The sequence below is a fragment of the Bombella dulcis genome (genome assembly GCF_026385505.1).
GTDB lineage: Bacteria > Pseudomonadota > Alphaproteobacteria > Acetobacterales > Acetobacteraceae > Bombella > Bombella dulcis.
In genome coordinates this window covers 120,750-144,534 of the sequence record NZ_JANIDV010000003.1, presented here as the reverse complement: position 1 = coordinate 144,534, position 23,785 = coordinate 120,750, and the positions used below count along the sequence as shown (strand labels likewise).

The following is a 23,785-nucleotide window of genomic DNA, read 5'->3' as shown; positions in this document are numbered from 1 at the left end:
CATACGGGTCCAGCTTATCAGAGCCGCTCCTGACCCGCTACTGGCCAGAGAGCGTCCACATCCTTCCGGCGGGCACGGGCCAGGCGGCTGGCCGTCAGGACGGACCGGGCTTCTTCAACAGCTTCATCCAGATCATCATTGATCAGGACATAATCAAACTCCGGCCAGTGAGAAATCTCGCCCATGGCCGCCTTCATGCGGGAGGCAATCTCTTCATCACTGTCCGAATTGCGCCCCCGGAGACGGGACTCCAGCTCTTCAAGGGACGGCGGCAGAACGAACAGGGCCACGACATCCTCCGGCATCGCCTTGCGCATCAGGCGGCAGCCCTGCCAGTCAATGTCCAGAATCACGTCACGCCCGGCGGCCAGAGCCTCCTCCAGCGGCGCACGGGGTGTCCCGTAGCCCCGGCCGAACACCTCCGCCCATTCCAGCAGCTCACCCTCTGCGGCCATGCGGCGGAACGTCTCCAGATCACGGAAATAATAATGCACGCCCTCTTCCTCACCGGGCCGGGGGCTGCGGGTCGTGACCGATACGGACGTGAAAATGGTCGGGTCCGCCTTGCGAAGAGCCTGCGCAATGGTGGATTTTCCTGCCCCTGATGGTGCCGAGATTACCAGACACACGCCCCGCCGTGACTGCTCACCCATGTTTTTCCTCATCTGCCGCTCTGTTCTGCCGCCACAGGCGGCATTTCACATCTTTCTGCCCTGCTCCTGCCAGAAAAACGCTCCCTTTACCAGCAATCACCACATGCATCAGATGACGCATGGCCGGAATGCAGCGACACCTTAACGGATGCTCACGTTTCTTCTGGCATTTCCTGCAAATTCTGCCCTATCCTGCCCTGGCAGGCTCTTTTCCCTGACGGGCAGGCCTGCATTGACCAGAAAAAGGAGTACCATCATGGCATGGAACACACCGAAAGTAACCGAGATCCCTCTGGGCGGCGAAATCAACTCCTATGTCTGCGGCGAGAAGAAGTAATCTTCACGCAGACATACGCATAACAGGGAGGTTCTGGCAGCCCTGCCATGCCCTCCCTGTTTCCGCGCCTGACTGATCTTGCGGGACAGGCCCGCTTTTTACAGCTTTGCAGGTGCGTAACACGGACACGGCCAGCCGCAGGGTGAATGTCACCGCTGCAACACTGGCGAAAGGCGGTCTCTGTCGTGCTTAATGTCATTATTCTGGGGGCCGGGGCTGGCGGCGGCTTCCCTCAATGGAACTCCGCCGCACCGGGCTGCCTTCTGGCCAGAGAGGGCAGAAAGGCCAGCCCCCGCACACAGGCCTCCCTTGCTGTCAGCGGCGATGGAACACACTGGTTCCTCCTCAATGCCTCGCCTGACCTCCGTCAGCAGATTCTGGCCACTCCGGCCCTGCATCAGACAGGTGCAGCCCGTGGCACGCCAATCCAGGGTGTCATCCTTGCCGGGGCGGAGATTGATGCCATCACCGGGCTTCTGACCATGCGGGAACGGGAGCCTTTCACCCTGATGGGCAGCCCCTCCACACTGGCACAGCTGGACCGGAACCCTATTTTCGAAGCTCTGGACCGCACCATCATCCCCCGTATCGCCATCACGGAAGGGACGCCCGTGCCGCTTCTTCTCAAGGATGGCACACCATCAGGCCTGACCCTTGAGGCTTTCACGGTGCCCGGCAAGGCCCCGCTCTATGCCGAAGCGGAAGGAACGAACGCTGATGATACGCTCGGCCTCTCCATCTCTGATGGCCAGAAAACCATGCTGTTCGTCCCCGGCTGCGCCGAGATCACACAAGCCCTGAAAGATCGTGCCAGCAGGGCCGACCTGCTCTTCTTTGACGGGACACTCTGGCAGGACGACGAGATGATCCGTACGGGCCTCAGCCCCAAGAGCGGACACCGCATGGGGCATGTGTCTATCAATGAAAATGATGGCCCTCTCAGACAGTTTGCCGCCTGCACGAGGCCGAAGAAATTCTTCGTCCATATCAACAATTCCAACCCCATCCTTCTGGAAGACAGTCCCCAGCGGCAGGCAGCCGAGCAGGCGGGCTGGGTCATCGGCGAGGATGGCATGAGAATTCAACCTGATGAGGTGTCATCATGAGTACCCTTCTCTCTCCTGACGAACTGGAAGCCCGCCTCCGTGCCATCGGAGCGGAACGCTATCACCGCCAGCATCCGCTCCATAAGGCCATGTATGAAGGCAGACTGACCAAAGGCCAGTTACAGGCCTGGGCACTGAACCGCTATTACTATCAGGCCCAGATTCCCAGGAAAGATGCCACCCTGCTGGCCCGCCTGCCCACGACCGAGCTGCGCCGGGAATGGCGACGCCGCATTGAGGACCATGACGGCACGGCGGACAGTCCTGGCGGCATTGCCCGCTGGCTGAAGCTGACCGGTGGGCTGGGCCTTGATGATGCGTATGTGACGAGCCTGAAGGGCCTTCTGCCTGCCACACTGTTCGCCGTAGATGCCTATGTGGCCTTCGTACGGGACCGCTCCATTCTGGCGGCCATCGCCTCTTCCCTGACGGAACTCTTCTCCCCGACCATCATCGGAGAACGCATGGAGGGGATGCTCCGCAACTATCCCTATATCTCTGAAGATACGCTGGCCTACTTCAAACCCCGCCTGACACAGGCTCCGCAGGACTCCAGCTTTGCACTGAACTACGTCAAGACACATGCCCGCACGCCGGAGCAGCAGCAGGAAGTGCTCGGTGCGCTGGAGTTCAAATGCGCCATCCTCTGGCAGCTTCTTGATGCTCTGGATCATGCCTATGTAGAAGGCAACATTCCACCCGGTGCCTTCGTCCCTGAAACACCCTGATTCCTCTCTCCTGCCAGCAAGGTTCTCATGTCCTCCCACACGCCGCCGCCCGTGCTGAATGAAGATGACTGCCCCGGTTTCAACCGGGGTTACCGCCTCCAGCATGATCGGGTGCGGGAACAGTGGGTGATTCAGGCTCCTGAACGTGCCCTGCTGGCAGACCCCATCGCCGTTGCCATCCTTCAGGAACTGGACGGGAAAACCCGCATCGGCACAGTCATTGACCGGCTGGCTGAACGCTATGAGGCTCCCAGAGAGCAGATTGCCACGGACGTTCTCACCCTGCTCTCCGACCTGACGGAAAAAAGGATTCTCCGGTCGTGAGTGAAACCCCGCATGACGGCAGGACAGACGGAGCAGGACATACACCGGCTCCCATGAGCCTTCTGGCCGAACTGACCCACCGCTGCCCGCTCTCCTGCCCCTACTGCTCCAACCCTGTGGAGCTGGAACGCAAGGCACAGGAACTCGGTACGGAAGACTGGCTGCGCGTGCTGGAAGAAGCCGCCGAAATGGGCGTCTTACAGGTCCATTTCTCCGGTGGAGAACCGATGGCCCGACCGGACCTCTACACCCTCATCGCTCATGCCCATAAGCTGAATCTCTATACCAACCTGATTACCTCCGGCGTCCTCATCACCCCCCAGACCATGAAACGTCTGGATGAAAGCGGGCTGGACCATGTGCAGCTCTCCTTTCAGGACACGGACGGGCCGGAAGCGGACCGGCTGAGCGATTTTCCACAGGTCCAGCCCCGCAAGCTGGAAGCCGCCCGCCTCATCACGCAGGCCGGAATCCCCCTGACACTGAATTTCGTCCTTCAGAAGGCCAATATTTCCCGCATTCCCGCCATGTTCACTCTGGCACGCCAGCTTGATGCCCAGCGTGTCGAGATGGCCCATACGCAATATTATGGCTGGGCACTGAAGAACCGGGCGGCCCTGCTGCCCTCCCGCACGCAGCTGGAAGAAGCCTCCCGCTACGTTGCTGCTGAAGAAGCAAAAGGCGGGCTGGCCATTGATTACGTCACGCCGGATTATTATGCCGCACGCCCCAAGCCCTGCATGGGCGGCTGGGGGCAACGCTTCCTCAACATCTCACCCTCCGGCCATGTCCTGCCCTGCCATGCCGCAGAAACGATCCCGTCCCTGACATTCGACAATGTCCGGGATCATGCACTCAGTCACATCTGGTACCATTCACGGGCCTTCACCCTCTTCCGGGGAACGGACTGGATGCCGGAACCCTGCGCCTCCTGCGCCCGCAAGGAAATCGACTGGGGCGGGTGCCGCTGCCAGGCACTGGCCCTTCTGGGGGACGCCACACAGACAGACCCCGTCTGCTCCCTCTCCCCCCACCGTCATCTGATTGATGACGCCATTGCCGAAGCAGAACAGACGCAGGACCAGACATTCATCTACCGTCGCATGGGGCATCGCCCGGCCTGAAGACAGCCTCATTTCCATCATTGAAAAAACGGGCTCATCATCCATCAAGCAGTAACAGATAAGACAATTACTGGTCAGCAGCAAGGCCTTTACATGAGCGGAACCATTATCTTGCGCTCACCTGCCATCCCACCTATCATTACAAGTCCCCTCGCTAGTGGAATCTTATATGCCCCCTCCTGACATCAGCATCATCATCCCCTGTTACAATGAAGTTGGAAATGTCGCCCCCGTTGTGGACGCTTTGGAAAAAACCCTGAGCGGTTTCAGCTGGGAAGTCGTGTTCGTGGATGACAATTCCCCGGACGGAACGATGGATGCGGTCCGGAAACTGGCACAGACAAAGCCTCACGTGAAAGGGCTGCTCCGCATCGGGCGGCGGGGCCTGTCTTCGGCGGTCATAGAAGGAGCACTCAACGCCACCGCTCCCCTGATTGCCGTCATGGATGGTGACCTCCAGCATGATGAACGCTGCCTGCCGGAAATGGCCACTCTCCTGCAGTCCAATCAGGCGGATGTTGTCGTTGCAAGCCGCCATGTCGCCGGAGGCAGCAATGAGGGTCTTTCCAATGGCTGGCGGCGTTTTCTCTCCAGCAGCGGCATCTGGGGAGCACGCTATCTGCTTGATGTGCCCCTGACAGACCCGATGAGCGGCTTTTTCGTCATCAGACGCTCCGCCTTTCTTGAACGTGTTCCTTTTCTGGATGGAACAGGTTTCAAGATTCTGCTCGACATCATGATCGCTCTCCCTGAGCGGCTGCGGGTGCGTGAAGTCCCTATGGCCTTCCGAGACCGGGCACATGGCGAAAGCAAGCTGGATTCCGGTGTCATACTGGCTTTTGCCCGGATGCTGGCAAAGCACAGCTTTCACCGTCGTCCCGTCCCGGCCTATACGATCGCTGCCTTCATCGGAGTGCTACTGCTCTGGACGACAAAAAAATTGCTCTGCTGCAAAAACCCAGCCTGATATTCTGGCCGATTCACCCATCATGAAAAAAGGCCGCCTCCCACCGGAAGCGGCCTTTTTTTTCATGATACATGCCAGGACTCAGGCGTTGGCCTTCATCAGCTGGTCAACCGTCCGTGCCACGCTGTCCCGCCAGTCCGGCATTTTCTGCCCGAAAACACGCTCCAGCTTCCCATTATCCAGCCGGGAATCCGCCGGACGGGCCGCCGGGGTCGGCCAGTCTGCCGTCATGATGGCTTCTACCTCTGGCATGGCCTGACCATGCCGGGCGGCCTGCTCCAGAGCATGGCAGGCCAGCTCATGCCATGTCGCCTCACCACTGCCTGTGGCATGGAAAATGCCCGCATAGGAATCCTGCCACCCTGTGGCCCTGATCCTGTCGATAATCCCCAGAACCACGGCGGCCAGATCATCCGATGATGTCGGATTTCCCCGCTGGTCCCCGACGACACGCAGGCGGGGATTTTTCGCCCCGGCATTCAGCATCGTCCTGACGAAATTTTTGCCATGAGCCGAATAGACCCATGCCGTCCGCAGGATGATGCTCTGGGGCTGTGCCTTCAGGACGGCCGCCTCCCCTTCAGCCTTGGTGCGCCCATAAGCCGTGACCGGGCTGATCGGATCACTCTCCAGATAGGGCGACCCTTTCCGGCCATCAAACACATAATCCGTGGAAACATGAATGAACGGAACATGCCGACGGGCGGCCTCTGCTGCCAGATGGGCTGGCCCCGTGTGGTTGCCCTGCTTTGCGGCCTCCTGCTCCGTTTCGGCAAGATCAACAGCCGTCCACGCCGCTGCATTGACGATAACCTCAGGCTGGTGCGCCTCAATGACTGCTGTCAGCGTCTCGGGGACCTGAAGGTCTGCCTCCGGCCGCCCCACCGTCACGACACGGTCACCACCCAGCTCCTTCAGGGATGATGCGAGCTGGCCAGTCCGGCCGATCACGAGAATGAAAGCTTTTGTCATGCTCTGCGTTCTTTCGTTCCAGAAGGGACGTTATTTATACTCGAACCACCCCTGTGCGGCATCAAAAGACGGTGCCTGAAGGTCTTTCTCCGAGAGAACAGCATCCTCCCGTGTGACGGGCCACTCAATGCCCAGCTGCTCACAGTCCCAGCGTACGGAACGTTCGGAGGCCTTGTCATACAGTCCGGTACATTTGTACTGCACCTCGGTATTCTCCTCCAGCGTGACAAAACCATGCAGGAAGCCTACCGGCAGCCAGAGCTGGGACCAGTTTTCGGCAGACAGCTCCACCCCGACCCACTGACCATAGGTGGGTGAGCCGGTCCGGGCATCCACGGCCACATCCCAGATGGCCCCACGGGTCACACGGACGAGTTTACCCTGCCCGTGCGGTGCAAGCTGACAGTGCAGGCCACGCACGACCCCCTTCTGACGGGACAGGCTCTGGTTATCCTGCACGAACAGGTCAGGAATCCCGGCCTCAGCCATGTTTTTCTGATTATAGGTCTCAGAGAAGAACCCGCGATTATCCCCAAAACGGGCCGGTGTCACCTTCACGATACCGGGCAGGGACAGTGCCTCAACCTTCATCTCGTCATCTCCTCCCTCTCTCTCATAGCTACTGCGGGCTGGCACATGGCCTGCCTCACATCGCTGCCGGACCACCTTCTGCGGCAACAGACAGCAGCGTCTGTCCCAGTGGCGTTTTCTTCATCCAGTTTCCCGTTTCCAGAAGCTGTGCATGAGAAATGAACCCCATGCGATAGGCTGCCTCTGTCGGTGAGCCGACCAGAAGCCCCTGCCGGGACTGGATGGCCTGCACGAACGTACCGGCCTGCATCAGGCTGTCCGGCGTTCCGGCATCCAGCCACGCACAGCCACGGGCCAGACGGTCCACCTCCAGCGTCCCTTCTTCAAGATACATGCGGTTCAGGTCGGTGATCTCCAGCTCCCCACGGACACTGGGGCGCACCTTACGGGCAAAATCACACACGCGGCCATCATAGAAATACAGCCCCGTCACGGCCCAGTTGGACGGCGGATTGACCGGTTTCTCGATGATGTCCAGCGCACGGCCATTCTCATCAAATGAAACGACACCGTAACGCTCCGGGTCACGCACCTGATAGGAAAAGACCGTGGCACCCCAGGGCCGTCTGGTCGCATCCCGCAGCATATGTTCCAGCCCATCGGCGAAAATGAGATTGTCCCCCAGGATCAGGGCACAATGCGCTCCGGCAATCCAGTCCTCGGCAATCTGGAAGGCCTGGGCAATGCCCTCCGGCCTGGGCTGGACACGATATGTGAAGGTTACACCAAACTGCTCTCCCGTCCCCAGAAGCCGCCTGAACTGGGCCTGGTCATCCGGTGTGGTGATGATCATGATGTCCCGTATCCCTGCAAGGATCAGGGTTGTCAGGGGATAATAGATCATCGGCTTGTCATAGACAGGCAGAAGCTGCTTGGAAGAGGCCAGCGTCATCGGATACAGGCGTGTCCCTGACCCGCCGGAAAGCAGGATGCCCTTCGTCAGGGGCTGACCGGAGCCATCTGTCGGAACATCTGTCATTTCTCAACTCCTAGCCTGCGGCCATCATATCGCTGCTTCCGCAGGGTCTGCCACCATGACCTGTTATCAACATACCACTGGACCGTCCTGCGCAGGCCAGTCTCGAAATCATGCTCCGCCTTCCAGTCAAGGCAACGCTCGGCGTGACCGGGATCAATCTCATACCGGAAATCATGCCCCGGCCTGTCACTGACAAACGAAATCAGACGCTCCCGCGGGCCAGCAGGATCAGGCTCCAGCTCATCCACCAGGGCACATATCCTGCGCACGACATCAAGATTGCTCCGTGGCTGCCGGGCACCAATGGCATAGGTCTCCCCCGGCTTCCCGCATTCCACAGCCCGGACCAGAGCCGCAGCATGATCCTCCACGAACAGCCAGTCCCGGAGATTCTCACCCCTGCCATATACCGGCAGGGGTCTGCCTTCCAGAGCATTGATGATCATGAGCGGGATCAGCTTTTCCGGGAAATGCCACGGCCCGTAATTATTGGTCGTGTTGGTCACGAAAGCCGGGAAACCATAAGTATGATACCATGCCCTCACGAGATGATCGGACGCCGCCTTGCTGGCAGAGTACGGACTGCGGGGATCATAGGCCGTATCCTCGGTGAAAGGCGGGTCCTCCGGAGCCAGATGCCCGAACACCTCATCAGTCGAGATGTGAAGAAAGCGGAAACCTGTCTTTTTTTCCGCCTCCAGCTTCAGCCAGTAACGATGGGCCACGTCCAGCAGACAGTAGGTCCCCACGATGTTGGTCTGTATGAACACGTCCGGACCATCAATGGAACGGTCCACATGGCTTTCAGCCGCCAGATGCATGATGGCGTCGGGCTGGAACTCCGCCAGAACCTTTTCCAGGGCAGGCCGATCATTGATGGATATGGGAGCGTGACGGTATCGTGGATCGGATGACACGGCCGCCAGTGATTCCTCCGAGGCAGCGTAAGTCATGCAGTCAATATTGAGCACCTGGTGAGATGTCCTCTGCATGAGGTGTCGTACCACGGCAGACCCTATGAAGCCGCATCCACCTGTTACCGCAACCCTCATCATACCTCCCTCAAATCCGAACCTTCCATCAAATGCAACTCGCACGTAAGGAACATTATCTTATAATTAAAGAAATTGAGCATCCAAGCCTCTTAATCAACGCTGATAAAGGTCATCCAACCGAACAATATCATCTTCTCCCAAATAAGGGCCGGACTGAACCTCAATCAGTGTTATCGGAATGCGACCTGGATTTTCCAATCTATGGACACAGCCCAACGGTAAATAAACACTTTCATTTTCCCGTACCATAATTTGCTCATCTCCCCGTGATACAAGGGCCGTACCCGCCACAACAACCCAATGTTCCGCACGATGGAAATGTTTCTGGAGGGACAGTTTCTCACCAGGACTGACCTGAATCCGCTTTACTTGAAAACGATCCCCCCGAATAAGACTCTCATAAAATCCCCACGGGCGATACATACGAACATGCTGTTCTGCCTCCGGGTGCCCCTCATCCAGTAGCCGTGACACCATATGCTTTATATCCTGCGCCCGCTCCCGATGAGACACCATGACAGCATCTCTAGTGACGATAATGATAAGATCATCTACCCCCGTCACAGTGGCTACAACGCCATCAGAATTAACATAACAATTCCGAACGCGGTCCAAAAAAACATTCCCCCGTACGGCGTTTCCATCTCTATCCTTAGGAGTCAACTCCCAAACAGAATCCCAGCTACCAACATCCATCCAACGAAAAATAGACGGAACAACGACTGCCCGGTCAGTCCGCTCTGCCACTGCATAATCAACAGAAATGGGAGGGGCACAAGCAAAGGCCTCCTCATCCAACTGAATAAAACCGTGATCAACACTAGCCTTCTTTACCGCCCAGAAAACGGCCTCATATATAGAGGGCTCGTACTTCTTTAACTCTTCAAGGAACACACGGGCACGCGCCACGAACATGCCAGAGTTCCAAAGGTGCTGTCCATCAGCAACCATCTCCTCAGCCTTCTGAATATCCGGTTTTTCCAAAAAGCGAGCAACGTGGTAGGCATTTTCTTTTCCACTCAACAACTGTCCCTGACGAATGTAACCATAACCCGTCTCAATGCGAGTCGGCCGAATCCCGAACGTAACGACATAATCATCTTCGGCAACCTCACAGGCTTGCTCCAAAGCCATACCTAATGCCTCATGATCTTCAATTACAGCATCAGCTGGCATGAACCAGAGCAAAGCCTCCTCATCACGCTGAAGCTGCCAAAACGCCACAGCTGCCATAGCCGCAGCAGAGTTGCGAGCTATAGGCTCCAAAATAATGTCAACGTCCTCTACTCCAATCTGCCGCAACTGTTCCGCGATGATAAAACGATGTTCACGGTTTCCAACAAGAACCGGCTCACACTCTAGCCCCAAGCGCCTGACTCGCTGAATGGTTTCCTGGAAGGGAGTCTCCTGCCCCAACAAAGCACAAAACTGCTTAGGATAGCTTTTACGGGATACGGGCCAGAGCCGTGTCCCAGACCCCCCAGAGAGAATAACAGGGATAAGCATAAATTACCTTTCCGATATAACCGATGTCGACATCCATAATGTTTGCCATATGATTCAACACATTATCACAGCTACGATCTTCGAGGATAGCCTCCTCTATACCCTTCGACCTTTTTAAGTTTTAAGAAATTACTATCTACTTCATCAGCCTTATTGCACACCCTTCCCTTCACGTCTGCCAACACATAGAAGGCATATCTGGACTCATGCGTTATCTTGTTACCGGCGGTGCTGGCTATATCGGGAGTCACGTCACTCTAGCTCTTTTGGAAGACGGACATGACGTAACCGTTCTGGACAATCTGAGCACCGGGCATCGAGCAGCCATCCCCACAGGGGCCAGATTCCGGCACGTCAATCTCGCCGACAGTGCCGCTCTTGATGCCATACTGGGTGAAACGCACTGGGATGGTGTCCTTCATCTGGCCGCCCTGTCAGTGGTTGGTGATTCCATGAAATCACCCTTCCACTACATCCGTCAGAATATGCTGACCTCACTGAATCTAATAGAAGGCTGTGTCCGCCATCAAATTATGCGTTTCCTATTTTCTTCCACGGCAGCCCTATTCGACGATAACAACACAACCCTCCTCTCGGAAACCTCTCCCATCAATCCCAGCTCACCCTATGGAGAAAGCAAGTTCCTCATTGAACGATCCCTGAAATGGGCGGACCGGCTACACGGCCTACGCTATGGCTGCCTACGCTATTTCAATGCAGCCGGTGCAGACGAACAAGGACGTCTAGGAGAAGACCACCGCCCAGAGACCCATCTCATCCCTCTGGCCATCGACACGGCCCTTGGAAGACGCCCGCTCCTGAGAGTTGCAGGCAATGATTACGACACACTCGATGGAACCTGCATCCGCGATTACATCCATGTCAGTGACATAGCAAAGGCACATCTCTTAGTGCTGGCTCGCCTGGATGAAAAGTCAGTCACTTACAACCTAGGCACAGGAAAAGGCTTCAGTAATCTGGATGTCATAAGAACTGTCGAACGCGTTACTGGCCAGTCACTCCCTTGGACATGGTGTCCCAGAAGAAAGGGAGACCGGGCTATTCTCATAACCGATCCCTCCCGCATTCGTAAAGAGCTTGGATGGCGCCCCCGTCACACAGAAATCGAATCCATCATAGAAACGGCTCTCCGCTGGCGGCTCCGTCACCCTGACGGATATGGCACCCCCCACAAGGATGCGTATCAACGAATATAACCTAGCAAAATCATCTCACCATTATCCATAACCGGTCGGTATCCCGCCTTCGCAAGCCAACTATCAAATATAATATTGCCACTACTATAATGAGCCATCGTGCCATAAAGCTGTACAACCGAAAACCGATGATGAATAATCATCTCTCTTAGAAACACAACTTCTTCATTTTTCTTCAGAGCCTGAGATAAATTAAACCGATCAATGGCGTCACGACTATCCGCCCAGTAACACAGTGCCATGTCCGTACAAAGCAAAGACGTATTTCTCATCCTCAAAGACTGAATGTAAATCTGCCACTCATTGTCTTTCAGGCGAACGGTCTGTACCTCCTGATAAGAGGTCATCCCCCATAGCGGCAACAGGCACAGGACAGGAAGTGCCATCACCCAACAGACCTGAACCAACTTTTTCCGCTTTCCCTCTGACCCGGACAGACAGGCAAGGCCAATCCCACACAGAATAGACGCCGCCACAAAAGCATCGAACATACAGTTATAATCGACACCTTCACCCAACGATTCCAAAAATCCAAACAGGCAGCCAAACACCAGAAACAACATCACCAGCACGGACGGGTCCCTGCGATCCATCGAACGCCACCGCTGGACAAAGACACCGACACCGACCAGCAGCATCCCGCCCATAAAAGGAAGCTGCCGCACGCTATGAATCACCCGGCCCAGCCGGATGACACGCTGATGCAGGAACACGTCCCGGAAAAAACTAATCCCATAAACTTCGTAACAAATGACAAAACCAGCGGCCAGCAGAAGGCCAAGTATGACGCTCCAAAGAACGGCCTTTTTCAAATCAACACAAAACAGCCAAATAAACATGGCGAAAGGCAACGCAACCAGATTGTGCTTCGTAAACCCCCCCAGAACGATCAGAAAGGCACAACAGAAGAGACGCTGCCCCGTCAGCTCGATCGTTTTTCGACTGATCATCACACACAGCGCTCCCAACATCAGAGCCTGAGCCAGCCATTGCGGATCATTCATCCCAAAATAGCCATGAAACGCCGTATTCGCTGTCAGGAGAAACAGAGAAGCCGTCGCCAGGGCTGCCGGAAGCGTCCCTGTCACGATCCGGATGATCCGGGCAATCAAAACGGCTGATACAAGGACGGAAAAGCAGGACAGGATGCGGCCCGTAATGATGGCATCACAGCCCAGCTGCACCAGCCCTCCCATCAAGACGAAAGACAGGGGAGGATAATTGTTGAACACAAACCCCCTGTCCGACGAATAAAGCCGATGATCCCCACCAGCCGTCCAGCTCGCCAGCTGAGCATTCCACCCCTCATTGACGTCCAACGGCACGTGGTGAAACATAACAAGCACCGTTCTCGTGCATGTCAAAAGGAACAAAGCAGCCCATACAATACACCAGAACCAGATCACCTGGTCCTTTTTTTCATGCACAAACATACTCTATCCCTAGATAAGTGGATTAGCGTTCATCCCTAACGCTCTCTTTACAGACAGACTCACTAGCACAGAAGTCATAACAATTTCCTACAAAACCCTGCAGGATTTCATTTGATATGCCTAAAATTCTGTATAAAATGCGCCGCTGTTTTCCTCTGTGAAAATATGTCCCTATACTTCACCGGCTGCTAGAATGTCCCATACTGCACCTCAAAACCGTTTCGAACTGTCTTCGAAGAGCAGATATACACCTTATATTCTACTATTTGTCCTGGCAATCCTGACCCGTGCCATGGTCTTTGGAAATCCTTTTATATTTGCCGATGAAGAATTCTACATGTTCGTTGGCGGCCGGATGCTACATGGCGAGCTGCCCTTTGTCGATATTTGGGACAGGAAACCCATTGGCGTATTTCTACTTTATGAACTCTTCCACCTCTTTGGTCCTTGGCGCGTTTGGGTCTATCAGGCAGCCGCACTGCTGAGCGCATGGGTCACCTCCATCCTGTGCCTCAAAATCGCCCGTTTCATCGCACCGGCAGGTGGTGCCCTTCTCGCAGGCTGCCTCTATCTTGTCTGGACAGCCAACTCACAGGGATGCGGCGGACAAACGCCCATCTTCTATAACCTGCTGGTCGTCTGGGCCATCCTGCTAATCACACGCTTCCTGACCCAGCAGACCAGTCTTTCCCTACTTCAGACAGGCATGGGGGTCATGACACTGTTTGGCTTTGCTCTCCAGATCAAGACATCCGTCGTCTTTGAAGGAGTTTATATCGGACTGTATCTGATGTGGCTCACCTACCGGCAGGAACGAACCCTACTGAAAGTCATCCTCAACGGCATCATCTGGTGTGGAATAGCACTACTTCCCACAATAGCCGTCATGCTCTTCTATGCGCTGGCTGGACATTTTCAGGAATGGTGGTTTGCCAATGTCATTTCCATCTTCCTGAAGAAACCCTCCCCCATCGCCTCACTGCATCAGTGGCTGCACACTGTATATTGGGGACTGGTCATGCTAGGCATCCTGTTCATCACGACTATCCTGCGCATCATCTTTAAAAAACAGACGACTGGCCGTCAGACACTGTCCCTCTTTCTGGGCGGATGGGCTTGGGTGGCCTTTGCAGGCTTTGCCATTTTCAACACCTTCACCAAACATTATTCCCTACCGCTCTATCCCGCTTTTTTCATCTCTGCCGCTCCACTCTGGACCTCCCGCCTCAGCCGCCTCTGGCTCGTCTTTCTGCTGATCTGGGGCGGCATACGCGCCTATGATGCGGAGAAAAGACTCCACAAAGCCAGCAACCTGAAAACCTTAAAGAAAGTCCTACCTGTCATCACCTCCCAGCCGGGTTGCGTCTTCAATTACGACACGCCTGATGTCTTTACGGACAATCTCCCTTACTGCCATTTGACTCGCTTCCCCTTTTCCGGACACCTCGGCACAGACACGGAGAAACATGCCCTTGGCATTGATCCTGTTCAAGAAACACGGAACATTTTGGCCCGGAAGCCACTCTACATTCTCATCTCCGCGGATGATTCAGACCGGAATCCGTACATCAATCATGATACGTTCAACGTCATCATGAAAGAAGTTAGGCAACATTACGAAGCTGTCTATGGAGTAGTGCAACGTTACACGTTTAACGGCATGATTGTTTACAAGCGAGTCCGCTAATCCCACCTGCCCAGAACCTCATATCATGGAAAACAGCCCTTCTATACAACTGGAAGGGCCGTTTCTTCGTTCATATCCAAAGAAGTCTGCTTCAGAACATCCTATGCTTATAGTAGGAGAACACTCCATCCTTGATATACATATAGGCTGGCCCCAGCTCACTCTCGCCATAGAGGGCAATATTGAGATTGGAAAACACCACACTGATGACCAGCAGTGTAATCAGGGTCTTCTTCAGGGCTGATACAGCCTTCAGATTGTTATGAAGATAGACACAGCCCAGCGTCCCCAGGAAAACGATATCCGGGTAGAATTCGGCCCGGTACCGATAATTCATGCTGATGGCAATCATCATCAGGAAAGCCGGAATGGCCAGAGCCACGGCAATGGAAGCAAGAGCTGCCCTGCTGATGGGAAATACCCTGTTCTTCCGGAACAGTCCGAAAACAAGCAGTGCCCCACAGAGCAGCATGAAGCCATCCGTCAGGAAGAAGCTGCTGGGCGGAAGCTCATTGGCATCAATCAGCCTCGTGAAACTGTCCTGAAGGACATAACGCCCGTCAGCCCTCTGGAAAATCCAGACAGGCACGAAGAAATAGACAATTCCCAGATAGAATCTCTGCAGATTGAACAGCCCATATGTCTTGGTCCGCATGACACGGCTGGGGAATTCAATATTGTAGAGATACAGGTCATAATTGGCGAAGGTGAGCGGATTCCCCCACCGCCTGTAATTCACGTATGCCGTCACGATAATGGCCAGAACGGAAATGACCGCCGGAATCACGATGGAGAGGAACGTGACCTCCTTATCCTTCATTCTGAAATGACGGCACCATCTGTAGAAATAGATGATGAGGAAGCAGAGCAGTGCCGCATACAGCCCGATCCCCATGGAGACGCGGGTCAGCAGCGCACAGGCCGCCGCAATGGACATGTAAAGCCCGCCATACCGCCAGTACTCTTTCTCACAGAGAACACGGATGGCGCAGTACACAAACCACGATGCAAAGGCCAACGCCCAGAAGCAGACTTCCTGATAGAGGCTATGCTCGAAGAAGCAGACCTGCTCCCCGGAAAATGCCAGAGCAATGGCAAGGCAGAGCGAGACCCAGGAGTTCCCGCCAAGATAGCGGTCCGACACAAAACGCCATGTCCTGTAATTGAAAAACAGGATCATCAACACGGCGATGATGGAAGACAGGCGGGTGATGTCCCAGTGCAGCCCATTCGGAAACAGCAGGACCGGCAGCCTCAGAAGGGACGGGAAAATGCCCCAGTAGGCATAGACCTTCCCATCCCGCAGAAAGCCCTCTTTCTCAACAGTCTTCGGTTCGACATCAAACTGCCCATGCAGCATATGGTCAATCATGCTGTTGAACGTCAGCCGCAGCCCGCCGGGTCTGTATTCTATGGGCAGGTGACACCAGGACAGTATGCCCATGATGCTCCAGACAATGGCGGCGCACCATAGGATGAGTGTCATGTTTTTCTTGGAGATCATCACAAATTTCCCGGCAGATCAGTGCTTGTCAGAGAAAACGGCAGGGTAGGACAGGTATGTCAGCCGCTTCTGTTCTTTCCGGGCAATGGCGATCGTATCAAGGATCAGACCACAGACGAAACTCAGGAAAGACAGCAGAACCAGTGCCGTCGCCAGCAGGGCCGTTGGCAGACGGGGTACAAGGCCATGCCGCAGGTAGAAAGACACGACCGGAATCCCCAGCACGATCCCCAGCATGAACAGGACGAACGCAACGGAAGAGAATAGCATGAACGGCTTCTCCAGCTTCACAATCTGGATGATCGTGCAAAGGATCCTGATGCCATCCTTATAGGTGCTCAGTTTCGAGACACTGCCGGGTGGCCTCTCAACATAGGCCGTTTTCATTTCCCCTACCGGCAGGCCCAGCTCAAGGGCATGAATGGTGAATTCCGTTTCCGTCTCGAACCCCTGAGACAGGGCCGGAAAGGACTTCACGAAGCGTTTCGAGAACACCCTGTAACCGGACAGCATGTCAGACAGACGACGGCCGAAAATCATGGTCACCAGCCCGGTCAGCATCCGGTTACCAAGGACATGGCCCAGACGGTAAGCCGCCTTGCGGTCCGTGACACGGGCACCATTGACCATGTCCAGCCCATTCTCATACGCAAGGGCCAGCAGTTTCGGAGCGGCCTCGGCCTCATAAGTCTCATCCCCGTCAATCAGGATATAGAAATCCGCCTCGATGTCAGAGAACATGCGCCGGACAACATAGCCTTTGCCCTGCATCCGCTCCGTCCGGACGATTGCCCCTGCGGCACGAGCAACTTCCGCTGTCCGGTCGGTGGAGTTGTTGTCATAGACATAGATATCAGCTTCCGGCATGTATCGGGCAAATTCCTCCACGACACGCCCCACTGTTGTCCCTTCGTTGTAACAGGGAATTAGGACGGCCACTTTTATGTTCTCAAAATCCACACGAACCTCTTCTGTTCACACCACGGGCCAGTAAAATCCATCCAGATATTAGCGGGATTTTTATGACGGTAAAAACGAAAAAAACAATATCCCACCGTTCCTCTTACACAAGATGTTCCATTTTCGATTATTAAACACCTGTTCCACTTCACCATGAACAGATCATAAAACACATAAACTTATACCATACAGACCATGATGACTGGCTGTTACAAAAGCTGCATGAAACGAATCATACTTCACCTGCCATAAGATGGAGCATACACCCATGACCGCTTCAGTGTTCTGGCCCCTTACTGCCGCAGGAAGGCCACCGTCTCCACACAGGCCGCCGCAGCTTCACGCCCCTTGTTATGCTCGTCAGTGCGGGACCGCAGAACGGCCTGTTCTTCCGTATAAGTTGTCAGGATACCAAAGGAGATCGGCACTTCGTTCTTCAGCTGGGCCTGCATGATGCCCACCGTTGCCCCCATGGAAATGAACTCGAAATGGGCCGTATCCCCCTTGATGACACAGCCAAGGCAGATCACCCCCTCATAGACACCCTTGCGGGCCAGATGCTGGGCCATGATGGGCAGCTCGAACGCACCAGGGGCCTCATAGACATCCACGGTCTCATCAATGCCACGTTCCTTCAGCCATTCCAGCGCACCATCACGCAGGCCACCCGTCACGTCGGGATTGAAACGGCTGACCAGCAGAGCCAGTTTGGGAGCCGGGGTCAATTTCAGACCTTCCGGGGCCGTGGCGATATGTTTGCTCATGGTTCAGCTCTCCTGTAGTGCATGCCCCATACGGGTGCGTTTCGTTTCGAGATAATGACGGTTGAACGGGTTGGATGGCACGATCAGCCGCTCGACAGCTTCCACCGTCAGACCGGCCTTCATGAGGCCCCGCTCTTTTTCCGGGTTGTTCGTCAGCAGGCGCAGACGGGTCACGCCGAGGCTGGCCAGCATGTGAGCCGCCATGTCCCAGCGGCGGGCATCGGCAGGCAGGCCAAGGGCTTCATTGGCCTCGATGGTGTCCATGCCCTGATCCTGCAATTCATAGGCCCGTATCTTGTTGGCCAGACCGATCCCCCGCCCCTCATGCCCCCGCAGATACAGCAGGACACCAGACTCTGCCGCAGCAATCCGCTTGAGGGCTTCCCGCAGCTGCGGGCCGCAGTCGCACCGCAGCGATCCCAGCGCATCCCCCGTCACGCATTCGGAATGAAGACGCACCAGGGGCACGGTCTGGTCCGGGTTTCCCTTCACGAGAGCCAGATGCTCCACACCATCCTGACTGCGGAAGGCATGGACCCGCAGATCCTCCCCGCCACACAGGGTCGGCAGGTCCGCCACGGCAAGCTGGGCTTCCTCCGACAGGGACGTTTCTGCCATCTCCACGGCACCGACATCATCACGGCCATGTGCCGCAATCCAGCGGCGCATTTCGGCAATGCTGATGAGGGGCAGACCGTGGCGACGTGCATAATGCCGCAGCTCCGGCAGGCGCATCATCGTGCCATCCCCGGCCATGATCTCGCAGATCACCCCGGCCGGCCGCAGGCCCGCCAGCTTCATGAGGTCAATCGCCCCTTCCGTGTGGCCCTCCCGGGCCATCACGCCATCAGGATTGGCCCGCAAGGGAAACATGTGACCGGGAGAGATGATGTCCGCTGATGTGGCATCCAGAGCAGAGGCCACCTGAATCGTATGGGCACGCTCGGCAGCGGAAATGCCGGTCGTCACGCCATGAGCGGCCTCGATGGACACCGTGAAGGCCGTGCCCCGCGGGTCCTGATTTTTTGCCACCATGGGGGACAGGCCAAGCCTGTCTATCTGCTCCGCCTCAAGGGACAGGCAGATCAGCCCGCAAGCCTGCCGGGCCATGAAATTGATGGTTTCCTGAGACGCAAACTGGGCCGGAAGGATCAGATCGCCTTCATTTTCCCGGTCCTCATCATCCACCATCACGACCATGCGGCCTTCCCGCACGGCGGCAATGGCGGCCTTCAGGGCTGGGGACATGCCGCTACTCACCGGACACCTCCCTTATAGCGCAGCTCATCTTCCGGCGTGTGGCGCAGGAGCGTCTCCACATACTTGGCCATCATGTCCACTTCCAGATTCACCTTCGCCCCGATATCCAGCGTGGAAAGGTCCGTATGCGTCCATGTATGGGGGATGATCATAAGGCTGATCTCGAAACCTTCCTGCCCGTCACGCTGCACGTCATCATGCACCTCATTCACCGTTAGGCTGATGCCGTTGATGGTGATGGAGCCTTTTTCAATGACATAGCGGCGGAGAGAAGCGGGCATGAAGATACGCAGATGATGTGAATCCCCGGCCGACGCCACATGGGTCAGCCGCCCCACGGCATCCACATGTCCCTGCACGATATGGCCGGAAAGCCGGGTAGTGAGACTGACAGCCCGCTCCAGATTCACTCGTGAACCTTCCACCAGCTCACCCAGTGCCGTGCGGGCCAGCGTCTCACCACTCAGATGAAAGTCCGTCACGCCTTCGGGCGTAAAACGGGTCACGGTCAGGCACACGCCATTCGTGGCGATGCTTTCACCTTCCGTCAGGTCCGTGAAATGAGTGACAATCCGTACATCCATCGCCCTGTCCCGCAGGGAAACGGACTGCACGTCACCAACACGTTCAATGATTCCTGAAAACATTGTCTTTAGTCCCCATACCGGCGCAGAAGCTGCACCGGGCTTTCATTTCCATCACCCCCGTTCCGCAGGGTAACGGACAGCCGATCCGCTTCACCATGTTCCTCATGATGAATGGTCAGCCAGTCATCCCAGAGGCCTGTCTCCCGTATGCTCTCCAGCAGGGCAGGACCGGCCTCGACCAGTGCCCAGTTGACACCCATCCGCCCCAGAAGAGCCGGAACGGCGGCAAGATCACGGCACTGTTTCACGTGGAACCCGTCTGCTTCCCGTGCCTGACGCCATGCCGCGGGCAGACGGCCCTGCCGGTCCAGCACGATCAGGGGCCGGGGTGCCCGTCCTTCATGATCGGCCACATGCCGCACGGTGAAAGAGGGGTCATCAGCTAGAACGGTACCGATCCCCGTCACCACCGCATCACAGGCCCGCCGGAGCTGATGGGCCAGCCGCAGCGATGCCGGAGAGGTGAATGTTGTCTGCCCCTGCGGGGGGATCATGCTGCCCTGTCCATCCAGAGCCTGCTTCACGGTCAGCCACGGGCGGCCCTGTGTCACACGGCTGGCAAACGGAGCCAGAAGAGCCTTGCAGTCCTGCGGCAGAGGCAGCAGTTCAGGCACATCCGCCAGAAAGCGTATATTTTTCGAGGGTTCACCTGTAGCCAGATGGTCAGCTCCCCCCCTGGCCTGCGGGTTGGGGTCACGGACACCAATCCACACGGTCTGCACGGGGCTGTTCTTCAGCTGTTCGCTACAGGGCGGAGTGCGGCCATGATGGTTGCACGGTTCCAGCGTCACCAGAGCTGTCCGGGCCTGTTCCAGCACGCCTTTCTGCCGGGCCTGCTCCAGGGCCATGACCTCGGCATGAGGCTGGCCCGCAGCGGGATGCGCCCCCACGGCAAGGAGACGCCCTTCACCATCCAGCAGGGCACAGCCCACTGCCGGATTGGGAGCCGTCGCTCCCACCTTCCGGACAGCCTCCTTCACGGCCTGCCGGAATCCCTCCCTTATGGCCGCCAGAGGCGGCGAGGAGCTTCCGGTTTTCTGTGCCTCTCTCGACACATTCTTCATCATCAGTCCCCAATCATCTCAGGGACGTTCGCGGCGACGTCACGCCTTTCCCCCACAGGGACAGGACTTTCATCCCGCCCATGACAGAAGGAAAGAACGTTCTCTCTCATCCGGACTGTGACCGTCGGCCCCGGAATCTCACCGGGTCTGCTTGTCTCCTGCACGAATGCAGAACGCTCGCGGGCTGAGGCGGCACGAAGCCGCCAACACCGCCGGTAGGGAATTTCACCCTGCCCCGAGAACGTCTGTCTCACTCTTGTTCCGTCTATATGGAGGGCCTGCCCCCAAAGAGCAAGAGGCCGCCCCCGACGGGAGCGGCCTCTCACCTTCATTCCATCCTGTGCGGATCGGACCCTGATGAAATCAGAACCCGCTCTTCAGGGAATGTACGAAATCCTTGTTGGACTGGATGGTGCTGTCACGCATGTCCTTCCAGCTCTTCTTCTGGGCGTCCAGCTGCTGCTTCTGGGCATCCAGCTGATCCTTGATGCGCTGCTTTTCTTCAGCCGGAGCGTTCTTGTACTGATCGCGCACGTTCTTGATCTGCTGCCTGCGCTCATCAATGTTCTTCTGAATCTCGGCCTTCTTGTCAGCACCCAGGTTCTTGTACTTATCCTGAAGACTCTGCAGGCGCTCCTGACGCTGCTTCAGATCAGACTGCATGGCATCCATGCGCTGCTTAATACGAGACCGAGCGCGCTCCGGCGCAGAAGCATACTTCTGCTGCAGAGCCTGCAGCTTGGAGCTTTCGCTCTGGATGGACTTCGTCACGCTGTCCATGCTGCCCTGGATGCCCTGTGGATCATTCAAATCGTAAGCCTGAGCTTGCGGCAACAGAGCAAAAGAAGACACAAGAAGCGTAGCTGTTAGCAGATTACAAACCTTCATAAAAAAACTCCGAAGTAAGTATGAGACGTCCGACAGCTACACCACTGTGAGACAACAAAAAAGTTAAAAAAAGGCCACTTCTAGAAAGCTTGACTTCTCAGCCCTGCCTGATTCCGTTCGCTATGCTGCTCAGTGTCCCCGGCGCCAGCAATGTCACGGAGCTGGCCCCTTTGACGCTGATCAGCCCTTCCTTCTTGAACAGGCCGAAGGTCCGGCTCACCGTCTCGATCGTCAGCCCCAGATAGTCGGCAATGTCCGTCCGGGACATGGGGAGAGGCAGGGTCAGGGGACCATGTTCGTCCTTCACCGCCCGGCCATGCGCACAGCAGGGAACAGCCTGTTCAACCAGAAAACTGGCCAGCCGTTCACGGGCCGTCTTGCGCCCCAGCAGCATGAGGCGGGCCTGCATCTTGACCAGCTCACCGGACGCCTCCTGCTGCAACCGGCACCGCAGCCTGGGGAAACGCTCCACGAGACGGTCAATGGATGAATGGGGGAAACGGCAGAGATTGACATCCCCCAACGCCTCGGCCGTGAAGGCATAGGAATCCGATGAGGCCAGCCCCAGAAAATCGCCGAGTTCCGCAAAACCGATGATCTGCCTGCGCCCATCCGGCATGAGGCTGAACAGCCTGGCCCGCCCGCCTGTCAGGACATAAAAATCATGTGCCGGCGCACCTTCCTCAATGAAACAGCGACCGGCGGGAACCGTCACGCGGGAGGATTCCGCCACCAGAACAGGCAGGTCATTATCATCAATGGCATTACAGATACTGACCGAGCGGCCAGCGCAGCGGCCGCACCGTTCACGGACAGCATCCATAAGGCTGCGACCTGTTTCCATCATATCTTCCCTGTTCTTCTATATCTGTCCCTGCCTTAGCGGGCGGACGACGCCTTGGAAAAGCAACGTTCTCTATGACAGTGACAAGAGAAGTCGATATGTTGATTTATATCAAGATATTTCACTATTTCCTCTTAACAGGCGATTACAGTTATAAGTTTCCTCTTGATTTTTGACGAAAACCAGACCTATTACACCGAGAGGAACAATTACATTTTGTCCATCTTTACCCGCCGCACCGTCATGAACAATCAAGGATTCTAGGAAAAATGAGCCGCACCTTCACCCGGATGGCCACAGCCGCACTGTTTGCTCTCGGGTCTGTCTCCTTCGCCGTTGCACAGACAACCACCCCGGATGCCCGGACCTCCGTGTCCGCCTCCGGCACCATGCAGGCCGCTCCGGATGCTTCCGTGCATCTTCACGCCCCGGATGACCACGGCTGCGGCATTTTCCAGACCTGCTCCAGCACCAAGATCGGCCTTGGCAAGGGCGACTTCATTGTCCGTCTCTCCGCCCTCGGCGTGATCACGAACAACACGGGCTCCCGCGTCAAGCTGAACCCGTCCTCCCCGGCAGCGGCTCTGGCTGGTGGCGACCATTTCCGCAACAATGTCAGTGCGACCAACCAGGTCATGCCTGAGCTGACGCTTGAATATTTCCTGACGGACCACCTCTCTCTGGACCTCATCGCATCCTCCACCCGCCACGAGGCTGCCGCCCATGTCGGCAATCTGGGCAAGCTGGATGCTGGCAGCTTCTGGATCCTGCCCCCCACGCTGACGGCCGCCTATCACTTCCGCCCGCATAAACGTTTCAACCCCTATGCAGGTCTCGGCATCACGGTGGCCATCTTCCACAACATGCATTCAGCCACCAACCTGGGTGGGGCCTTCAACGGGGCCGTCTTTGATGCCATGCACATGAAGACCAATGTGGGGCCGAGCTTCAATCTCGGGTTTGACTATCAGCTGGTTGGCAACTGGTTCTTCAACTTTGATGTCAAGCAGATCCTCCTTCTCAATCAGAGCATTCATCTGAGCCGTCGTGACAACGCCGTTACCGGTGGCCGTGTCCGTGTCCATGATGACGTGAACCCGACCGTTGTTGGTGCCGGCATCGAATACCGCTTCTGATATCCTTTTCCGGATAACGGATCATTCAGTGAAGGGCCG

Annotated in this window: 24 protein-coding genes and 1 riboswitch; of the genes, 9 read left to right on the top strand and 15 right to left on the bottom strand. The window is 56.4% G+C overall.

Going from position 1 to position 23,785, the window contains the following annotated elements; genetic code table 11:
- Window positions 1-17: 17 nt before the first annotated feature.
- Window positions 18-653, bottom strand: coding sequence for a guanylate kinase (gene gmk / locus NQF87_RS05895; protein ID WP_266127490.1), 636 nt, complete (start codon window positions 651-653; stop codon window positions 18-20).
- Window positions 654-801: 148 nt separating this feature from the next.
- On the opposite strand from gmk, the gene pqqA reads away from it, so the two are divergent.
- From pqqA to NQF87_RS05865, 6 genes are all read left to right on the top strand, one after another.
- Window positions 802-990 (top strand): pyrroloquinoline quinone precursor peptide PqqA, encoded by a 189-nt coding sequence (gene pqqA, locus NQF87_RS08785; protein WP_323670716.1) that lies wholly within the window; start codon window positions 802-804, stop codon window positions 988-990.
- 185 nt (window positions 991-1,175) lie between these two features.
- Window positions 1,176-2,096, top strand: a complete 921-nt coding sequence (gene pqqB / locus NQF87_RS05885) for a pyrroloquinoline quinone biosynthesis protein PqqB (RefSeq protein WP_266127489.1) — start codon at window positions 1,176-1,178, stop codon at window positions 2,094-2,096.
- On the top strand, window positions 2,093-2,824 hold the full coding sequence (gene pqqC / locus NQF87_RS05880) for a pyrroloquinoline-quinone synthase PqqC (protein ID WP_407652017.1): 732 nt from the start codon (window positions 2,093-2,095) through the stop codon (window positions 2,822-2,824). Before pqqB ends, pqqC begins: the two co-directional genes overlap by 4 nt.
- A gap of 27 nt (window positions 2,825-2,851) precedes the next feature.
- Entirely contained in the window at window positions 2,852-3,148 is a 297-nt protein-coding gene (gene pqqD / locus NQF87_RS05875) for a pyrroloquinoline quinone biosynthesis peptide chaperone PqqD (RefSeq protein ID WP_266127488.1), read from the top strand.
- A gap of 53 nt (window positions 3,149-3,201) precedes the next feature.
- A complete protein-coding gene (pqqE, locus tag NQF87_RS05870) occupies window positions 3,202-4,272 on the top strand; it encodes a pyrroloquinoline quinone biosynthesis protein PqqE (protein WP_266127597.1) in 1,071 nt (356 codons plus the stop codon).
- A 169-nt stretch (window positions 4,273-4,441) separates the two neighbouring features.
- On the top strand, window positions 4,442-5,239 hold the full coding sequence (locus tag NQF87_RS05865) for a polyprenol monophosphomannose synthase (RefSeq protein WP_266127487.1): 798 nt from the start codon (window positions 4,442-4,444) through the stop codon (window positions 5,237-5,239).
- Window positions 5,240-5,320: 81 nt separating this feature from the next.
- Here the strand turns inward: NQF87_RS05865 and rfbD are convergent, their stop codons facing one another.
- The 5 genes from rfbD to NQF87_RS05840 all read right to left on the bottom strand — a co-directional run bounded on the left by rfbD (window position 5,321) and on the right by NQF87_RS05840 (window position 10,342).
- Window positions 5,321-6,211: a dTDP-4-dehydrorhamnose reductase gene (gene rfbD / locus NQF87_RS05860; protein ID WP_266127486.1), complete on the bottom strand. Its 891-nt coding sequence runs from the start codon at window positions 6,209-6,211 to the stop codon at window positions 5,321-5,323.
- Between the two features lie 30 nt (window positions 6,212-6,241).
- The gene (gene rfbC / locus NQF87_RS05855) at window positions 6,242-6,802 is read right to left on the bottom strand and encodes a dTDP-4-dehydrorhamnose 3,5-epimerase (protein ID WP_266127485.1); all 561 of its coding nucleotides are present in this window, start codon (window positions 6,800-6,802) and stop codon (window positions 6,242-6,244) included.
- Window positions 6,803-6,857: 55 nt separating this feature from the next.
- On the bottom strand, window positions 6,858-7,781 hold the full coding sequence (rfbA, locus tag NQF87_RS05850) for a glucose-1-phosphate thymidylyltransferase RfbA (RefSeq protein WP_266127484.1): 924 nt from the start codon (window positions 7,779-7,781) through the stop codon (window positions 6,858-6,860).
- Window positions 7,778-8,833 (bottom strand): dTDP-glucose 4,6-dehydratase, encoded by a 1,056-nt coding sequence (rfbB, locus tag NQF87_RS05845; protein ID WP_266127596.1) that lies wholly within the window; start codon window positions 8,831-8,833, stop codon window positions 7,778-7,780. Before rfbB ends, rfbA begins: the two co-directional genes overlap by 4 nt.
- 96 nt (window positions 8,834-8,929) lie before the next feature.
- Window positions 8,930-10,342, bottom strand: a complete 1,413-nt coding sequence (locus NQF87_RS05840; protein WP_266127483.1) for a mannose-1-phosphate guanylyltransferase/mannose-6-phosphate isomerase — start codon at window positions 10,340-10,342, stop codon at window positions 8,930-8,932.
- 206 nt (window positions 10,343-10,548) lie between these two features.
- On the opposite strand from NQF87_RS05840, the gene galE reads away from it, so the two are divergent.
- A complete protein-coding gene (gene galE, locus NQF87_RS05835; protein WP_266127482.1) occupies window positions 10,549-11,559 on the top strand; it encodes a UDP-glucose 4-epimerase GalE in 1,011 nt (336 codons plus the stop codon).
- On the opposite strand, the gene NQF87_RS05830 is transcribed toward galE, so the two are convergent.
- Window positions 11,547-12,992 (bottom strand): hypothetical protein, encoded by a 1,446-nt coding sequence (locus tag NQF87_RS05830; RefSeq protein WP_266127481.1) that lies wholly within the window; start codon window positions 12,990-12,992, stop codon window positions 11,547-11,549. The genes galE and NQF87_RS05830 overlap by 13 nt on opposite strands.
- A 337-nt stretch (window positions 12,993-13,329) precedes the next feature.
- On the opposite strand from NQF87_RS05830, the gene NQF87_RS05825 reads away from it, so the two are divergent.
- Window positions 13,330-14,679 carry an ArnT family glycosyltransferase gene (locus tag NQF87_RS05825; protein WP_266127480.1) on the top strand — a complete coding sequence of 450 codons (1,350 nt, stop codon included), beginning with the start codon at window positions 13,330-13,332 and terminating at the stop codon, window positions 14,677-14,679.
- Between the two features lie 91 nt (window positions 14,680-14,770).
- Here the strand turns inward: NQF87_RS05825 and NQF87_RS05820 are convergent, their stop codons facing one another.
- The 8 genes from NQF87_RS05820 to NQF87_RS05785 all read right to left on the bottom strand — a co-directional run bounded on the left by NQF87_RS05820 (window position 14,771) and on the right by NQF87_RS05785 (window position 22,613).
- Complete coding sequence (locus tag NQF87_RS05820; protein ID WP_266127479.1) at window positions 14,771-16,183, bottom strand: hypothetical protein; 1,413 nt, start codon at window positions 16,181-16,183, stop codon at window positions 14,771-14,773.
- 18 nt (window positions 16,184-16,201) lie between these two features.
- Window positions 16,202-17,143, bottom strand: a complete 942-nt coding sequence (locus NQF87_RS05815; protein ID WP_266127478.1) for a glycosyltransferase family 2 protein — start codon at window positions 17,141-17,143, stop codon at window positions 16,202-16,204.
- A 293-nt stretch (window positions 17,144-17,436) separates the two neighbouring features.
- Complete coding sequence (gene ribH, locus NQF87_RS05810) at window positions 17,437-17,907, bottom strand: 6,7-dimethyl-8-ribityllumazine synthase (protein ID WP_266127477.1); 471 nt, start codon at window positions 17,905-17,907, stop codon at window positions 17,437-17,439.
- 3 nt (window positions 17,908-17,910) lie between these two features.
- Window positions 17,911-19,155, bottom strand: coding sequence for a 3,4-dihydroxy-2-butanone-4-phosphate synthase (ribB, locus tag NQF87_RS05805; protein WP_266127476.1), 1,245 nt, complete (start codon window positions 19,153-19,155; stop codon window positions 17,911-17,913).
- An 8-nt stretch (window positions 19,156-19,163) separates the two neighbouring features.
- Window positions 19,164-19,814 (bottom strand): riboflavin synthase, encoded by a 651-nt coding sequence (locus NQF87_RS05800; RefSeq protein WP_266127475.1) that lies wholly within the window; start codon window positions 19,812-19,814, stop codon window positions 19,164-19,166.
- Window positions 19,815-19,819: 5 nt separating this feature from the next.
- Complete coding sequence (ribD, locus tag NQF87_RS05795) at window positions 19,820-20,881, bottom strand: bifunctional diaminohydroxyphosphoribosylaminopyrimidine deaminase/5-amino-6-(5-phosphoribosylamino)uracil reductase RibD (protein ID WP_407652016.1); 1,062 nt, start codon at window positions 20,879-20,881, stop codon at window positions 19,820-19,822.
- A 91-nt stretch (window positions 20,882-20,972) separates the two neighbouring features.
- Window positions 20,973-21,125: riboswitch (FMN riboswitch) on the bottom strand.
- A 116-nt stretch (window positions 21,126-21,241) separates the two neighbouring features.
- Window positions 21,242-21,688 carry a hypothetical protein gene (locus NQF87_RS05790; RefSeq protein WP_266127474.1) on the bottom strand — a complete coding sequence of 149 codons (447 nt, stop codon included), beginning with the start codon at window positions 21,686-21,688 and terminating at the stop codon, window positions 21,242-21,244.
- Window positions 21,689-21,863: 175 nt separating this feature from the next.
- Window positions 21,864-22,613 (bottom strand): Crp/Fnr family transcriptional regulator, encoded by a 750-nt coding sequence (locus tag NQF87_RS05785; RefSeq protein WP_266127473.1) that lies wholly within the window; start codon window positions 22,611-22,613, stop codon window positions 21,864-21,866.
- A gap of 266 nt (window positions 22,614-22,879) precedes the next feature.
- Here NQF87_RS05785 and NQF87_RS05780 point away from each other — a divergent pair, with 266 nt between their 5' ends.
- Entirely contained in the window at window positions 22,880-23,746 is an 867-nt protein-coding gene (locus NQF87_RS05780) for an OmpW/AlkL family protein (RefSeq protein WP_266127472.1), read from the top strand.
- Window positions 23,747-23,785 lie beyond the last annotated feature (39 nt).

Bases quoted from the DNA above. Each gene is read 5' to 3' on its own strand.
- gmk (WP_266127490.1), bottom strand. From the start codon at position 653: ATGGGTGAGCAGTCACGGCGGGGCGTGTGTCTGGTAATCTCGGCACCA.
- pqqA (WP_323670716.1), top strand. From the start codon at position 802: ATGCTCACGTTTCTTCTGGCATTTCCTGCAAATTCTGCCCTATCCTGC.
- pqqC (WP_407652017.1), top strand. From the start codon at position 2,093: ATGAGTACCCTTCTCTCTCCTGACGAACTGGAAGCCCGCCTCCGTGCC.
- pqqD (WP_266127488.1), top strand. From the start codon at position 2,852: ATGTCCTCCCACACGCCGCCGCCCGTGCTGAATGAAGATGACTGCCCC.
- pqqE (WP_266127597.1), top strand. From the start codon at position 3,202: ATGAGCCTTCTGGCCGAACTGACCCACCGCTGCCCGCTCTCCTGCCCC.
- NQF87_RS05865 (WP_266127487.1), top strand. From the start codon at position 4,442: ATGCCCCCTCCTGACATCAGCATCATCATCCCCTGTTACAATGAAGTT.
- rfbD (WP_266127486.1), bottom strand. From the start codon at position 6,211: ATGACAAAAGCTTTCATTCTCGTGATCGGCCGGACTGGCCAGCTCGCA.
- rfbC (WP_266127485.1), bottom strand. From the start codon at position 6,802: ATGAAGGTTGAGGCACTGTCCCTGCCCGGTATCGTGAAGGTGACACCG.
- rfbA (WP_266127484.1), bottom strand. From the start codon at position 7,781: ATGACAGATGTTCCGACAGATGGCTCCGGTCAGCCCCTGACGAAGGGC.
- rfbB (WP_266127596.1), bottom strand. From the start codon at position 8,833: ATGAGGGTTGCGGTAACAGGTGGATGCGGCTTCATAGGGTCTGCCGTG.
- NQF87_RS05840 (WP_266127483.1), bottom strand. From the start codon at position 10,342: ATGCTTATCCCTGTTATTCTCTCTGGGGGGTCTGGGACACGGCTCTGG.
- galE (WP_266127482.1), top strand. From the start codon at position 10,549: ATGCGTTATCTTGTTACCGGCGGTGCTGGCTATATCGGGAGTCACGTC.
- NQF87_RS05830 (WP_266127481.1), bottom strand. From the start codon at position 12,992: ATGTTTGTGCATGAAAAAAAGGACCAGGTGATCTGGTTCTGGTGTATT.
- NQF87_RS05825 (WP_266127480.1), top strand. From the start codon at position 13,330: ATGTTCGTTGGCGGCCGGATGCTACATGGCGAGCTGCCCTTTGTCGAT.
- NQF87_RS05820 (WP_266127479.1), bottom strand. From the start codon at position 16,183: ATGATCTCCAAGAAAAACATGACACTCATCCTATGGTGCGCCGCCATT.
- ribH (WP_266127477.1), bottom strand. From the start codon at position 17,907: ATGAGCAAACATATCGCCACGGCCCCGGAAGGTCTGAAATTGACCCCG.
- ribB (WP_266127476.1), bottom strand. From the start codon at position 19,155: ATGTCCCCAGCCCTGAAGGCCGCCATTGCCGCCGTGCGGGAAGGCCGC.
- NQF87_RS05800 (WP_266127475.1), bottom strand. From the start codon at position 19,814: ATGTTTTCAGGAATCATTGAACGTGTTGGTGACGTGCAGTCCGTTTCC.
- ribD (WP_407652016.1), bottom strand. From the start codon at position 20,881: ATGATGAAGAATGTGTCGAGAGAGGCACAGAAAACCGGAAGCTCCTCG.
- NQF87_RS05785 (WP_266127473.1), bottom strand. From the start codon at position 22,613: ATGATGGAAACAGGTCGCAGCCTTATGGATGCTGTCCGTGAACGGTGC.
- NQF87_RS05780 (WP_266127472.1), top strand. From the start codon at position 22,880: ATGAGCCGCACCTTCACCCGGATGGCCACAGCCGCACTGTTTGCTCTC.